The sequence below is a fragment of the Streptomyces sp. YS415 genome, from assembly GCF_023544665.1.
Lineage (GTDB): Bacteria > Actinomycetota > Actinomycetes > Streptomycetales > Streptomycetaceae > Streptomyces.
The window spans coordinates 50,854-64,508 of the sequence record NZ_JAMJFL010000013.1 but is presented as its reverse complement, the minus strand read 5'-3'; the positions used below and the strand labels follow the sequence as shown (position 1 = coordinate 64,508).

Here is a 13,655-nt window from a genome sequence, read left to right as displayed (position 1 = left end):
TGTTGGGGTGGCCCATGCGGTGGAAGGGCTGGAGGGCGGCGATGCTGCTGGCCTTGTCCCAGGTGCAGGCTTCGATGGCGGTGGTGCGGATGCCGGTGCTGATCGCGGTGGGGGGCGACGGCGTTGATGCCTGTGTGGTCGGTTGAGTACGCGACGGCTGCGGACTTGCTCAGGCCGACTGCACATCACGAAGACCACCGATGTCGTGTCATGTCATGCAGCAGGCGGAGCCGCGACATCACCCACGGGTGGGTTGAGGCGAGCGAAGCCTTCCTGGCGTTGGTAGGGGAAATACGGGTAGGCCGCTACCTTGGCGCTCGCTGCATCGAGTTTCGCCATCTGGTCGGGCGTGAGAGTCCAGCCGATGGCACCGAGGTTCTGGCGGAGCTGCTCCTCGTTCCGGGCGCCGATGATGACGGAGGAAACGGTCGGCCGCTGGAGCAGCCAGTTGATGGCGATCTGCGGGATCTTCTTGCCGGTCTCCTGGGCGATCTCGTCGAGGGCGTCGACCACGCGGTAGAGGTGTTCATCCTCGACCGGCGGGCCGTAGTCCGCGGTGTCGTGCAGTCGGCTATTGGCCGGCAAGGGCTGGTTGCGGCGGACTTTGCCGGTGAGCCGTCCCCAGCCGAGGGGGCTCCAGACGAGGGCTCCGAGACCCTGATCCAGTCCGAGGGGCATCAGTTCCCATTCGTAGTCGCGGCCGATGAGGGAGTAGTAGACCTGATGCGCGACATAGCGCGGGTGGCCGTACCTCTCCGCGATCGAGAGGGACTTCATGGCCTGCCATCCGGAGAAGTTCGAGATGCCGAGGTAGCGGACCTTTCCTGCTCGTACGAGATCGTCGAGTGTGGACAGGACTTCCTCGATCGGCGTGCCGGCGTCGAAAGCGTGCAGTTGGAACAGGTCGAGGTAGTCGGTGCCGAGCCGCCGCAGGGCGTCCTCGCATGCGGTGATCAGACGCGAGCGGGAGGAGCCCGCATCGCCTGGTCCGTCGCCCATGGGCAGGCTGGTCTTGGTGGACACGATCACTCGGTCCCTGCGGCCTTTGATGGCTTCGCCCAGTACCTCCTCGGAGGCACCGCCGGAGTACACGTCGGCGGTGTCGAACATGGTGATCCCGGCGTCCAGGCAGATGTCGACGAGGCGGCGTGCCTCGTGCGCATCGGTGGTGCCCCAGGCGCCGAACAGCGGTCCCTGGCCGCCGAAGGTGCCGGCGCCGAAGCTCAGCGCGGGGACCTTGAGGCCGGATGCGCCCAGCCGCCTGTACTCCATGGTTGTTCCTCTCTCGCTGCGTCACTGGCTAATGGTTCTGGAGTTCCGTTAGTGTGGTGTCCAACGTAGCAGGTGTGGGCGATTAATGAAACTGGAGTCCCGTTATGGGTTCTGAGGGGGCCGATCCGGGGACCATCCGTCCTGGAGGGCGCACGGCACGGGTGCGGTCGGCGGTGCTGCAAGCGGCTGGGGACGCGCTGGCAGAGCACGGCTTTGCTTACTTGGACCTCGCCGACATCGCGCGCCGCGCCGAGGTGGGCAAGACCACCGTCTACCGCCGCTGGGGCACGGTGACCAGCTTGGTGGCTGACTTGCTCGTGGACATGGCCGAGCAGTCACTGCCGCGTACCGAGACCGGCTCGCTGCTCGGCGATCTCAAGGCCAACGCCCGGCTCGTGCAGCGCACCTTGGCCGACCCGCGGCAAGGAGCCCTGTTCAAGGCGGTGATCGCCGCCGCCACTTGCGAGGCCAGGACAGCTGAGGCCCTGCACCGCTTCTACGACATCCGCGTCAAGGAGTGGGCGCCCTGCGTCCAGCAAGCCATCGAGCGGGGCGAGGTGCCTGAGGGCACCGATGCCCACGAGGTCATCCGTGCGGTCTCCGCCCCCCTCTATTACCGGCTGCTGACCACGGGCGACCGTCTCGACGAAGCCGCCGCGGACCAGGCTGCCGAGGCCGCCGCTGCCGCAGCGCGCGCGGGGGCGTACCTGCGGGGTGAGGGAGGTCTTGCGTGACCAGCTTCTTGTATCCGTCTGAGTGCTGGTCACCGGGCGCGCGATCTCCAGGGGTATAGGGGCTCAAGGTTCCGTCGACCTCGGCGGCAATCCCGTTGCGGTGGCCGACCATTGCGGGGTGTCCTCGCTGGACAGAGAGCCCAGGGCACCGATGCCGATCTTGGCGAGACGGCTCGTCAGCTGGAGGAAGTCAGCACGCGCCGGAGGAGACCTACAGCGGCCCCACCCCCCGTTGTGGCTCGTGACGGACCGTATGCCAGCGATGCGCAGTCTGCTGAGCCGTTGCGCCGTTGTTCCCAGACCGCCGCCGGAGACCTGGTTGGGTCTCCGGCGGGGTCCGTGCGTGTGGTGTCGTGCGGAGTGGTGCGGGTTCAGGTCGTGGGGAAGGAGTCCGGGGTACGGATTCGGTCGCGGATCCAGACGCCGGCCGGCTTCAGGGAGACGGTGCCGGCCCAGGGGCCATTGCTGTTGCAGGTGCCGGGCTTGTACACGGCGCCGGAGCGTTCGTCGTCGGAGAAGTTCCAGTTGACCCAGCTGATCTTCTTCGTGGCCATCAGGTCGAGATACTGCTGGGTGCGGGTGAAGTTGTTCGGGCCGTCACCGGAGGCTTCCTGGGTGCCGAACTCGGTGACGAAGATGGGGAGACGGTCCGAGGCCCGGTTGAGCGCGTCCAGGTACTCCTGGCCGTGTGAGGCCGCGTAGAAGTGGAACGTGTACATGATGTTGGTCGCCTGGACCGGGTTGTTGATGATGTCGGTCTCGTTGCGGCCGTCGGAGATTCCGAGGGAGCCCCATCCGTGTGTGCCGATGAGAATCGGGGTGGCGGGGTCCTGGGCACGGATCACGGGGATGAGCTGCTCGGCGTAGGACTTGATGCGCGTCCAGCTGACATTGTTGGGTTCGTTGGCGATGTCGTAGAGCAGGTTGGTCTTGCCGCGGTGACGCTGGGCGATCTCGGTGAAGAACGTCTTGGCGCGGGACAGGTTGTGGTTGGGGTCGCCGGGGGTGAGCTGGTGCCAGTCGACGAGGGCGTACATGCCGCGGGCCGTGGCCATCTCGATGAGTTGGTGCACCCGGTCGGTGAACATCCTCGGGTTGGTCTCGTAGCCGCCCTCCTGGACATAGAGGGAGATGCGCAGGACGTCGGCATTCCAGTCGGTGGCGAGAGCGTCCAGGGAGCCATCGGTCAGGCATTGGCCGTACCACTGGAGACCGTGGCTGCTCATGCCGCGCAACTGGACCGGCTTGCCGTACTGGTTGCACAGTTTCACACCGCACACCTTGAGCCGGCCGTTGATCGCGGCGGGCGTGGTGCCCGGCGGAGTGGTGCCGCTGTCCGGAGTGGTGGCGGAGACGGCGCTGGACGCCGGCGAGACGTTGCCCGCCGCGTCGCGGGCACGGACGGTGAAGGTGTACGCCGTGCTCGACGCCAGGCTGCCGACGGTGTACGAGGTGCCGCTTGTCGTGGCGACCTGGGCGCCGTCGCGGTACACCGCGTAGCTGGTCACTCCTACATTGTCGGTGGCGGCGCTCCAGGCCAGGGACACGCTGGAGGTCGTAGTGCCGGTGGCGCGCAGACCGGTCGGGGCCGAGGGAGCGGTGGTGTCGCCGCCGCCGCTGTCACCCAGCGCCTTCCACAGAGCGGGGGTGGTGGAGGGCTCCCAGCCGGTCAGGGACGTGTGGCTCTGCAGGCATTCGTACTCCTTGCCGCCGTAGGACACCCGTGTGCCCACGGTGTACGAGGTCTGCGGCTGCCATTGCGGAGAGGCGGCGATCTGAACGCTGGCCGCGCGGTCGGGCGCGGGGACGGCGGCGAGTGCGGGGGCAGGGGCGAGGCCGAAGCCGAGCGCGGCAAGCAGGGTGCCGGCGAGCAGAGTTGACAGGGGGCTGCGCATGACGTCCTCCTGGTGGGGATCAACTGACGGTGATTGTGCCTACGTTGGGTCCGTCGTGGACGGTCGTGGCGGTGGCGCGGCTCCTGTGGGGACCGGCGATCAGGAGCACGGTGAGCGTGGCCGTTGCCCAGCAGGCCCGAGATCCGGGGGATGCGGGGCCCGCGGTGCTCGCCGGGACGGTCCATTCGACGAACGAGCTGGTGACGTTGTCGTAGTTCACGAAGCCGGTCCCGGAGAAGCCGGTGTCGTTGGAGTCGATGACGCCTGTGAGGTGAAGGCGTTCCCCGCCTGCTAATTGACCGTGGCGGGGTCGTCGACCATTTGGTAGCCGCGCATGTTGCGCAGCAGCAGGTAGCAGTCCTGCAGCGAACCGGACGTGTCGCCGAGCGAGCGGTAGATGCCCCACTTGGGCCGCACCCGGTCGAGCAGGAAGGTGTCGACGCCGGTCCGGGTCGCGTCGACGAGCGTGCTGCCGTTCTTGCGGAGGATCCACCGCACACTGCCCGCGGCGCCGTCGCCGATCTTCATCCGGAAGTCGACGTCGACCCAGGCGTTGTGCAGCGGGACGAGGTCGGTCCGGCCGACCAGGATGTCCGCCTCGAACAGCTTCAGTTCGATCGTCTGCACACCGTTCACTCGGCGCAGCGACATGACGGTGATCGGTGAGGTGCCCGTGCCCGGCTGCTTGGTCTGCATGATGTGCGTGAAGGACGTGGTCGCCTTCAGTGAGCTCGGGATGTACATCTGATACGTCGTGCGCCACGTCTCGCCCGGGAGCCAGCGCAGGTAAGAGCTGCCCGACGTCCGCATGCCGGTCACTTCATGGCGCTGACGGTCCGTGGAGGTGTCCCGGTCGGCCAGGTGCATGTTGAACCGGAAGGTGTCGCCCACTGGGTAGATGTGCGGTTGGCCCCCGGTGTGGGAGTCGGCCCGGTCGTCCTCGATGGTCTCGAACGCGCCGAGCCCGGCACTTGACGGAGAGGGCGACCAGCGCAGCGCCCAGGAGTCGGCGAGGGTCGCGGCGGTCGCAGTGCCTGCCGGCAGCCGCAGGGACGCGGGGAGGGCGGTGGCGGCGAGTCCGCCCACGGCTGCGCCGAGCAGGCCGCGGCGGGAGGTTCCGGTGCGGTGGGGGTGCGGGGGTGGCATCAGAGGGCTCCTCGCTTGGAATGTGGAGCTGAGTGGCTGGTCGGGACGCCGGACGGAGGGTGATGACGCTCCAGCGGCGCGGACCTGGGGAGGCCGCACCGCGACAACTGTTAGGAAAGTTTCCTTACAGCTACGCAGAGAGTAGGTTCCTGACGGAGCACGGTCAATAGAGGGGCATCGGTCGGCCGCGTGGGCCCACGGAGCCCTCTCGCGGGAACTTCCGGGACGCCATAGAAGGGGCAGGCGAGTCCGGCTGTACGCCGGGGGGAGTCAGTGCAGCGCTATGTCGCCCGGTGGCGAGCGACGCCTGCCCGGCGGCTCCGAGGGTGAGCGCTTCGGGTCTCCGTACCGCCCCTCGAAGACGTCGGGGAGCACGGTGCGCGCGGAGCGAAGCGGAACCTCACCGCCGTGTGCCGGCTCGAGGGCGGCACCGTCTCCGCCAACGGCTACACCCAGGATCCGAGGAAGGCGACGGAGCGGCGGCCCTGAACGCCCCGCTCGGCCCCGCTGCCCCGACGGCCTCCTCGTCGTCCAGGATGGCGACGAGACCCCGTGGTCCGGCGACCGCGCCGCCACGGGCCTCCAGTTCGTCGACCTCGCGGACGTCCTGACGGCACTGGACGACTGATCGACGGGACCCTCGGCGCCTTACGGGCGGCATCTTCAGGATGCCGCCCGATTCACCTCGTCCGTGCGGGCAAGCGGTCGAACGTATTCACCAGAGCAGGGTCGTTGAACGCGGTGATGCGGCTGATCCGGTTGCCGATCAAGGTCAGTACCTGGATTCCGTATGCCTCGTACCGGTCGTCGGCGGTGCGTTTGTAGGCGACGAGTGCGGGCTGGCCGTTGGCTCGGGTGGGCACCATGTGCCACAGGCCGGGCCGTAGGACGCGGTCGGCGAGGAACCCGGCGACCGCTCGGCGGCCGGTGAACCAGGTGGGGGTCGGCGGCATCTCCAGTTCGACGTCGAGGCGCAGCAGGTTCACCAGCGCATCGGCGTCGGCCCGGGTGAACGCGTCGACGTAGGTGTCCAGAAGAGCCCGCTGGGTCCGCTCCTCCGGTGCGGAGAGGTCGTCCTCGACGGGTCCGGCCTCGGTCAGGCGAGACCGTGCGCGGCGCAGCGCGCTGTCGACGGCCGCGGTCGTGGTGTCCAGGATCTCGGCGACCTCCGCGGTCCGGAAGGCGAGGACGTCGCGCAGTGTCAGTACGGCCCGCTGGCGAGCGGACAGGAACTGGAGCGCGGCGATGAAGGCGAGCCGCACTCCGGCCCTGCGTGCCACCACGGCGGCCGGGTCGTCACCGCCGAACAGCGCATCGGGCGCGGGCTGGAGCCAGGCCACCGACGGCTCGCGGGGTGCGATGGCCGCCTGGTGATCGTCCATGGGGGCGCCGAGGCCCGACGGAAGCGGTCGCCGGGTGCGTGTTTCCAGTGCCGTCAGGCAGGCGCGAGTGGCGATCGTGTACAGCCAGCGCCGCACCGAGGAGCGGCCCTCGAAGCCGTCGTACGCCCGCCATGCGCGCAGGTAGGTTTCCTGTACCAGGTCCTCTGCGTCGTGGATCGAGCCGAGCATCCGGTAGCAGTGTGCGAGCAGTTCGGGCCGGAACTGCTCGGTCTCGGCGGTGAATTGAGCGTCCGAGGGCATCGGGGCCTCTCCTGAGGGTGCGGCAGGGTGCATTGCGGGGGCGTGGTTCAGCCGACCGGGCTCAGCCCGTCGCTGCCGATGATCCGGTATTCCGGGGCGCTGTGCGGATTCTGGGCGACCTCGATGACGGCCTGGGCGACCTGTTCCGCGGTCAGGACCGGGCCCCTGTCCTTCACGAAGGTGTCCTCGTCCACGCCCTGGCGCGCGGCATAACCCGCCACAGCCGCCACGCCGACGCCGCCGGCGGGGGTCATGTTGGGCAGCAGCGTGACGAATCGGATTCCCAGGCCGGCCCGTTGCGACTCGTCTTCCGCGTACCCGCGGAGGTACCGGACGGCCGCCTTGGCGCTGGCGTAACCCCCGCTGAGCGGGGATCCGCCCAGGACGGCCCCGCTGGACATGGTGACGACCACGCTGCCCGGTTCCAGCGGCATCCGCAGTGCCGCCCGGGTCCAGGTGAACACCTGCCGTGTGTCGTTCTCCCAGTTGCGGCTGAAGGTCTCCCAGGTGTGCTCGTGCACGGGTGCCATGAGCGGCGTCACACCGGCGTTGAGGACGAGGAGGCCGGGGCGGTGCGCGCGGATCACGTCCTGTGCGCGTGCTTCGTCGGTGGCATCGGCGGCGACGGGGACGAAGCTCTCGCCGAACTCGTCGCGTACGGCCTTCAGGTCGCGCTCGTTGCGGGCGATGCCGATGACCTGGATGTCCGCGGCGATCAAGGCGGCAGTGATGGCGTGGCCGAAGCCGCGAGTGGCGCCGGTGACGACGGCGGTCTGGACGAAGGGGGACTCAAGCATCGGACACTCCGGAGGGAAGGGCGAGTTCGGTCCCGGTCAAGACCATCCGCAGGAGGAAAATCCGTCGCCCGGCTCGACATCGGCTGAGTGCTATGTGGTGCCGACGAGTGGGCCGCGGCGCCACGTGGCATGTCATAGAAGCCGCCTCCGGACGGCCGCATGGACGCTCACCCCGACGACGCCGCGGAGAGCTGACGGTGGCGAGGTCGGTCCGTCATCCTGCGGCCACCCGACTGGGCCTCGTAGACGAGATCCGCCTGCCGCCTCCTGCGCCGGGGGGACGTTTCGGGGCCTGCGAGCGGCCAACCGCGGTCGCCTGTGGCCCAATTTAACCTTGCGTATTCATTGACAGGCCCAACGGACCGCTGCTGAACTACCGTCGGCGGGACGGGGGGAAGAAAGCTTTGGGCCACCGTGGGAGCGCTCCCACAGTCGACGTGGCCCCGGGTGAGCAGTCGACTCCCCGGTCTCCCTTTCAAGCTGCACGCATCAGTACGTCGCGGGTCCGGCCGGTTCCGGCGCGGAGCCCACTGTCAGTCATGTGCAAGTGCGCAAGGAGAACCATGATGGACGTCCCGTACGCCTGTGTCCGTTCCGCAGTGGGCGGAGAGGCCCGATGACGCCGACCGAGGAGTGCGTGGCGGCCCTGTGGACCGAGGCGCTCGGCGCCGCTCCCGAAGACGTCGGCACCGACTTCTTCGCGGCCGGCGGCACCTCGCTGAACCTGGTCCGGATGCTCGCCGGGGTGCAGGACACCTGGGGCGTGGAACTGCCCCTCGACCGCCTGTTCACCGAGGGCTTCACCGTGCGTGGTGCCGCCGCCGCGGTGGACGAGCTGCTGCTGGGCGCGCTGGATGCCGACGAACTGCGCGCCCTGGAAGCCGAGTTGGACGGCATGAGCGAGGAGGAGCTCAGTGCTCTGCTTGCGGACTCCACCAGCGCCGGCGGTGGCCCCGGCGTCGAGTCGGCGTAGGCGCGCGGATGTCCCTCTTCCTGCTGGTGACGCACGGCAGCGACGGCGACGTGCTGCCCTTCGTGGCGGTGGGCGCCGCCCTCGCCGGGGCGGGCCACCGCGTGGTGCTGCTGACCCACGCGCCCTACCGGGACGCCGCCGTTGCGGCCGGTCTCGGCTTCCGGGCCATCGACGACGAGTCCGCCTTTGAACGCACCCTGGCCGACACGCCGGGACTCCTCGGTTCCGCCCCCGGCCGCCTCGGCTGGGAGGCCTTCTACCGTCGCAACGGCATGTTCGCGCAGATCGCCCGGGAGTGCGCGATGCTGCGAGAGCTGTACCGTCCCGGCGAGACGGTGCTCGTCGGCCGTCATACGTCGGGGGTATCGGTGCGCTTCGTCGGCGAGCTGCTCGGGGCCCCGGTCGCGTGGCTGGCGCTGGCGCCGACCCAGGTGATGGCGGCGCCCGTGGCCGCCCACACCTACGGGACCGAACTGGTCGCCGGCTTCACCGAGGTGCGGGCCGGTCTCGGGTTGCCTGCCGAACGCGACTGGCGGCGCTGGTTCGACGCCTGCGACGCCGTGATCGGCCTGTGGCCGCGATGGTTCGACGAGGCAGGGCCGCGTTCCCCGTACTGGGTGCGGCTGACGGGATTCCCCCTCGCGGACACCGTGTCCCGGGCCCTCGGGGAGAGGGCCGCGGTGCAGGACGCCTCCGGGGGCTCTGACGCCCCGCCACCCGGCTCCGTCCTCGCCACCGGCGGAACCGGCCGGATGCTGCACCCGCGCTACTACCGGGCGCTCACCGAGGCCGCCGGGCTGACCGGCCTGCCCACCACCCTCGTGGTGCGCCACCGCGACCTGCTGCCCGACCGGCTGCCGCCCAACGTGCGCTGGCAGCCCGGGATCCGGTTCGCCGACGTGCTGCCGCAGGCCGCCGCGCTGGTCCATCACGGCGGCATCGGCACCTGTGCGCGGGCGCTGGCGGCCGGCTGCCCGCAGGTGGTGATGGCCGACGGCATCGACCGCCCGGACAACGCCGCCCGCCTCGCCCGCCGCGGCCTGGCCCGCGCAATTCCCGCCGAGGGGTGGGGGCCCGAGGAGCTTGCGGAGGCCATTGTCGCGGCGGCGGCCGACGAGGGGTACGGCGAGCGGGCGGCCGGTGTGGCGGCGGGCGTCGGTCATGGCGAGCGGGTCGCCGGCGTGACAACCGGCGACGGCACGCGGGATCGCGCCTGCGAGGTGCCGGTCCGCGGCGACGGAGCCACCGCGACCGCCCGCATCCATGACCACCGCGCGACGGGCGCCACCCTCGCGGAGGGTGGTGCCGTGGCTGCGGCCCGGCAACTGGCCGCTCTGACAAGGCCGGTGGCGGACGCCGTGGCCCGGCTGCGCACGCTGTCCGCACAGGACCGGGCCCGGCTGCACGCCCGGCTGCGCGCCGCCCGCGCCGCCGCGTCCCCCGACGGAGCGGCCCGGTGAAGATCCTGCTCGCCCAGAACCTCATCCACCTGCCCTCGCACGGCGGCGCGAACCGTTCCAACCGACTGCTGATGGAGGAGCTGGCCCGCCGCGGTCACACCTGTTTCGTGGTCGGCCCGCTGACCGGCGCGCTCGCCACCGGCGCGGTCACCGGCCCGGACGCTGCCGTAGCGGCCCTGCGTGAACGGGGCGCCACCGTGCTGGACGACGGTCCCGACGCCGTCGTCTACCGGTACCGGGGCGTGGAAGTGCACGCCGTGCGCTCGCCCTCCCTGCTGCCGGGCCGGATCCGCGCTGCCGCCCGCGTTCTCGGCCCCGATGTCACCTTGACGCCCAGCGACGACCCGGGCCTGATGGTGCTCGGCGCGGCTCTCGCGGCCACCCCCGACCGCGTCGTCTACCTTGTGCACACGTTGCAGCAACTGCCCTTCGGGCCGGGGGCGTTCTACCCCAGCGCGGCTGGAACAGCAATGGTGCGCCGGGCCGCGGCAGTCGTTGCGGTCAGCCGCGCCGCCCAGCGGTACGTCGCCGAACACGCGGGCCTGGACTCGGTGCTGATTCACCCGCACGTCTACGGGCGGGGGCCCTTTCCCGACCACGGTGCCGCCGGTCCGCACGGCCGCGCGGTCACGCTGATCAACCCGTGCGGCTACAAGGGCATCACGGTGCTGCTGGGCCTGGCCGACGCACTGCCCGACGTGCCCTTCCTCGCCGTGCCGACTTGGGGCACCCAGCCGGCGGACTTGGAGCGGCTGCGCCGTCGCAGCAACATCGAACTGACCGCGCCCGTCGACGACATCGGTGACGTCCTGAGCCGCGCCTCGGTGCTGCTGATGCCCTCGCTGTGGGACGAGACCTTCGGCTACAGCGCGGTGGAGGCGCAGCTGCGGGGCATTCCCGTGCTGGCCTCTTCGGTCGGCGGACTCGCGGAGGCCGAGCTGGGCGTGGCCGGGACGCTGCCGGTGCGCCCGGTGACCGGGTACGCGGCACGGGCCGGCCAGGCACGTCCCGAGCCGGTGATCCCGCCGCAGGACGTGACGCCCTGGCGGACGGCGCTGCTCGCACTGCTGGAGGACGAGACGGCGTACCGCGCCAGATCGGCGGCTTCCCGGCGGGCGGCGCACGCCTTCGTCGCCGGGCTCGACCCAGGCGCACCGGAACGTTTCCTGACCGCGCTGTCCTCGGCGCGGCGAGCCGCTCCGGCCGTCCCCGGAGCCGTAGCGGGACCGGGACCGGGCGTATCCGGAGCGGGAATCACATCGGGACCGGGGGGCCTATCCGGAGCGGGAACCGTACCCGGGCCGGGAGGCGCGCCACGGCCCGACCGCACTTCCGGTCGCACCGGCGACGCCGGCTCGTCGCCGGCGAGGGCGGCGGCACTGCGCGCTTTGGCGGCCCGCCGGGCACGGACCGCGCCGCGGCCGGGGGACGGAGGAGCGCCCACCGGCTGATGGGCGGCCGTGCTCCGCACGCTTGACACGGTTCCGGACGCTCCGGCGCGCCCTGTCGCGCCGCGGGCAGCAGCCCACCGGACGCCACAGCGAGGGCGTCCACCCCGTCCGCCACAGCCTGCCCGCAGGACGCCGCCCCGCACCTCACGCCGTCCATCCGCGAACCGCCTCCGCCGCCGTCCCGTACACCGGCGGAACCGACACCGCACTCATCACCACATGGGGGAACCGATGACCGAGCCCGAAGACGACGATCTCGCCGCCCTGCTGCTGATCCGCCACTTCGAAGAGGCGCTGCTGCGACTGTTCGGGGAGGGCCGGATCGCCGGCACCACGCACACCTGCCTCGGACAGGAGTACATCCCCGTCGCGCTCGCGCCGCTGCTGGGCCCCGACGACTTCGTGTTCAGCAACCACCGTGGCCACGGGCACTACCTCGCCCTCACCGGAGATGCCGAGGGACTGCTCGCCGAGGTGATGGGGCGGGCCGGCGCGGTGTGCGGCGGGGTCGGCGGAAGCCAGCACCTGTACACCGGCCGGTTCCTGTCCACGGGCGTGCAGGGCGAGAGCCTGCCCGTGGCCGTCGGCGCCGCCCTGCACCGGCGGGGCCTTGCGGCCGGTGGCCTCGCCCTGGCCTTCGTCGGCGACGGCACCTGGGGCGAGGGCGCGGTGTACGAGGCGCTCAACATGGCGGCGCTGTGGCGGCTGCCCGTCGTCGTGGTCGTGGAACACAACGGCATTGCCCAGTCCACTCCGACCGAGGCCCAGCTGGCCGGCACGATCCGGGGGCGGGCCGAGGCGTTCGGCATCGCGTACCACCACTCGGCCACGAACGATCCGGCCGTGCTGCGCGCCGAACTGGCGCCCCTGCTGGCGGCCGTGCGGGACGGCGGGGGTCCGCTCGTGGTGGAGCTGGACACGATGCGGCTGGGACCGCACAGCAAGGGCGACGACACCCGCCCCGTGGAGCGCATCGCCGAGCTGCACCGCAGGGACTGGTACCGCCGGTACGCGCACGCCTTCCCGGAGCGGTTCCGGGAGGCCGACGCGCGGCTCGCCGCCACGGTGGCACGGCTGGTGACCGAGGTCTCCGCCCGGCCGCCGTCGAACGGCCGGGCCGCCGCTGTACCGCTGCAGCCCGCGCCCGCGCCCGTACCCCTGCTGCGGGCGACCGGCCCGGCGGACACCGGCGGACCCGTGCCCCGTACGGCGGGACGGCCGGAGCGGATCGGCGAGCACCTCAACGACGCCCTGCACACGCTGATGGCCGCCGATCCCGTCGTACGGCTGCTCGGCGAGGACGTCACCGATCCCTACGGCGGGGCGTTCGGCGTCACCCGGGGACTGTCCACCCGGTTCGGTGAGCGGGTGCGCTCCACGCCCCTGAGCGAGGGAGCGATCGTCGGCGCCGGGGCCGGGCTGGCACTGGCCGGCGGCAAGGCCGTGGTCGAGATCATGTTCGGTGACTTCGTGACGCTGGCCGTCGACCAGCTCGTCAACTTCGCCGCCAAGTCGGTCACCATGTACGGCCGCCGCGTCCCGGTGCCGCTGCTGGTCCGCTGCCCCGTCGGCGGGCGCCGCGGTTACGGCCCCACCCACAGCCAGAGTCCGCAGAAGCACCTGATGGGCGTGCCCGACCTTGACCTGTACGAGCTGAGCCCGTTCCACGACGCCGCCGCACTGCTGGCCCACGCGCTCGGCACGGGGACGCCGTCGGTGCTCTTCGAGGACAAGATCCTCTACACCGCCCGCCGCTGGACCGGGGGAGTGGTGGACGACGTCCTGGGGTTCCGCGTCACCGAGGCACCGGACGGAGGTCCGGGCGTCGCCGTGGTCGAGCCCGCCGGCTCTCCCGAGCCGGACGCGGTGCTGATCGCCCCCGGCGGCCTGGCGCACCGGGCGGTCGAGGCTGCCCGCGACCTGCTGCTGGAGGACGAGATCGGCGTACGGCTGCTGGTGCCAGCCCGGCTGTGGCCGGTCCAGGCCGACGAACTGGCGGCGCTGTGCAGGAACGCCCCGGCGGTGTTCGTGCTGGAGGACGGCACGCCCGGCGCGGGCTGGGGCGCCGAAGTGGCCCACGGACTGCACACCCGCCTGTGGCACACACTGCGCGGACCCGTGGAGCTGCGGTGCGCGGCGGACAGGGTGATCCCGGCCGCGCCGCATCTGGAGGACGAGGTGTTCCTGAGCGCCGGGGACATCCGGCGCGCCGTCGTGCGCCGGGTGACCGGTACGGCGGCAGGAGCCGGTGCACGACTGGAGGCGCACGTATGACCGGGGCCGC

At 71.3% G+C, this 13,655-nt stretch carries 10 protein-coding genes and 1 pseudogene; 6 read left to right on the top strand and 5 right to left on the bottom strand.

The features are described 5' to 3' along the window. Nucleotides 1–213: 213 nt before the first annotated feature. Entirely contained in the window at nt 214–1,272 is a 1,059-nt protein-coding gene (locus tag M8H82_RS18415; protein WP_250075392.1) for an aldo/keto reductase, read from the bottom strand. A 104-nt stretch (nt 1,273–1,376) separates the two neighbouring features. On the opposite strand from M8H82_RS18415, the gene M8H82_RS18410 reads away from it, so the two are divergent. Further along, nucleotides 1,377–2,006, top strand: coding sequence for a TetR/AcrR family transcriptional regulator (locus M8H82_RS18410; protein ID WP_250075385.1), 630 nt, complete (start codon nt 1,377–1,379; stop codon nt 2,004–2,006). Between the two features lie 371 nt (nt 2,007–2,377). On the opposite strand, the gene M8H82_RS18405 is transcribed toward M8H82_RS18410, so the two are convergent. Together M8H82_RS18405 and M8H82_RS18400 are read right to left on the bottom strand one after the other, a co-directional pair. Further along, complete coding sequence (locus M8H82_RS18405; protein WP_250075381.1) at nt 2,378–3,901, bottom strand: cellulase family glycosylhydrolase; 1,524 nt, start codon at nt 3,899–3,901, stop codon at nt 2,378–2,380. Nucleotides 3,902–4,192: 291 nt separating this feature from the next. Beyond that, nucleotides 4,193–5,047: a polysaccharide lyase gene (locus M8H82_RS18400; RefSeq protein ID WP_250075375.1), complete on the bottom strand. Its 855-nt coding sequence runs from the start codon at nt 5,045–5,047 to the stop codon at nt 4,193–4,195. Nucleotides 5,048–5,502: 455 nt separating this feature from the next. Here M8H82_RS18400 and M8H82_RS18395 point away from each other — a divergent pair. Beyond that, nucleotides 5,503–5,675, top strand: a pseudogene (locus tag M8H82_RS18395) (hydrolase); the annotation flags it as partial. Between the two features lie 52 nt (nt 5,676–5,727). On the opposite strand, the gene M8H82_RS18390 reads toward M8H82_RS18395, so the two are convergent. After that, entirely contained in the window at nt 5,728–6,723 is a 996-nt protein-coding gene (locus M8H82_RS18390) for a sigma-70 family RNA polymerase sigma factor (protein ID WP_284049053.1), read from the bottom strand. Between the two features lie 14 nt (nt 6,724–6,737). After that, nucleotides 6,738–7,487 (bottom strand): SDR family oxidoreductase, encoded by a 750-nt coding sequence (locus tag M8H82_RS18385; protein WP_250075360.1) that lies wholly within the window; start codon nt 7,485–7,487, stop codon nt 6,738–6,740. A 616-nt stretch (nt 7,488–8,103) separates the two neighbouring features. On the opposite strand from M8H82_RS18385, the gene M8H82_RS18380 reads away from it, so the two are divergent. The 4 genes from M8H82_RS18380 to M8H82_RS18365 all read left to right on the top strand — a co-directional run bounded on the left by M8H82_RS18380 (nt 8,104) and on the right by M8H82_RS18365 (nt 13,645). Continuing rightward, a complete protein-coding gene (locus M8H82_RS18380; protein WP_250075356.1) occupies nt 8,104–8,460 on the top strand; it encodes a phosphopantetheine-binding protein in 357 nt (118 codons plus the stop codon). Nucleotides 8,461–8,468: 8 nt separating this feature from the next. Beyond that, nucleotides 8,469–9,920 (top strand): nucleotide disphospho-sugar-binding domain-containing protein, encoded by a 1,452-nt coding sequence (locus tag M8H82_RS18375; protein ID WP_250075350.1) that lies wholly within the window; start codon nt 8,469–8,471, stop codon nt 9,918–9,920. Next, nucleotides 9,917–11,371: a glycosyltransferase gene (locus tag M8H82_RS18370; RefSeq protein ID WP_250075346.1), complete on the top strand. Its 1,455-nt coding sequence runs from the start codon at nt 9,917–9,919 to the stop codon at nt 11,369–11,371. The genes M8H82_RS18375 and M8H82_RS18370 overlap by 4 nt, the downstream gene beginning before the upstream one ends. Before the next feature lie 231 nt (nt 11,372–11,602). After that, a complete protein-coding gene (locus M8H82_RS18365; protein ID WP_250075339.1) occupies nt 11,603–13,645 on the top strand; it encodes an alpha-ketoacid dehydrogenase subunit alpha/beta in 2,043 nt (680 codons plus the stop codon). The last annotated feature ends 10 nt before the right edge of the window (nt 13,646–13,655 follow it).

What these genes read in the sequence shown, in the direction of transcription:
- M8H82_RS18415 (WP_250075392.1), bottom strand. Translation starts at nt 1,272, where the DNA reads ATGGAGTACAGGCGGCTGGGCGCATCCGGCCTCAAGGTCCCCGCGCTG.
- M8H82_RS18410 (WP_250075385.1), top strand. Translation starts at nt 1,377, where the DNA reads ATGGGTTCTGAGGGGGCCGATCCGGGGACCATCCGTCCTGGAGGGCGC.
- M8H82_RS18405 (WP_250075381.1), bottom strand. Translation starts at nt 3,901, where the DNA reads ATGCGCAGCCCCCTGTCAACTCTGCTCGCCGGCACCCTGCTTGCCGCG.
- M8H82_RS18400 (WP_250075375.1), bottom strand. Translation starts at nt 5,047, where the DNA reads ATGCCACCCCCGCACCCCCACCGCACCGGAACCTCCCGCCGCGGCCTG.
- M8H82_RS18390 (WP_284049053.1), bottom strand. Translation starts at nt 6,723, where the DNA reads ATGCACCCTGCCGCACCCTCAGGAGAGGCCCCGATGCCCTCGGACGCT.
- M8H82_RS18385 (WP_250075360.1), bottom strand. Translation starts at nt 7,487, where the DNA reads ATGCTTGAGTCCCCCTTCGTCCAGACCGCCGTCGTCACCGGCGCCACT.
- M8H82_RS18380 (WP_250075356.1), top strand. Translation starts at nt 8,104, where the DNA reads ATGACGCCGACCGAGGAGTGCGTGGCGGCCCTGTGGACCGAGGCGCTC.
- M8H82_RS18375 (WP_250075350.1), top strand. Translation starts at nt 8,469, where the DNA reads ATGTCCCTCTTCCTGCTGGTGACGCACGGCAGCGACGGCGACGTGCTG.
- M8H82_RS18365 (WP_250075339.1), top strand. Translation starts at nt 11,603, where the DNA reads ATGACCGAGCCCGAAGACGACGATCTCGCCGCCCTGCTGCTGATCCGC.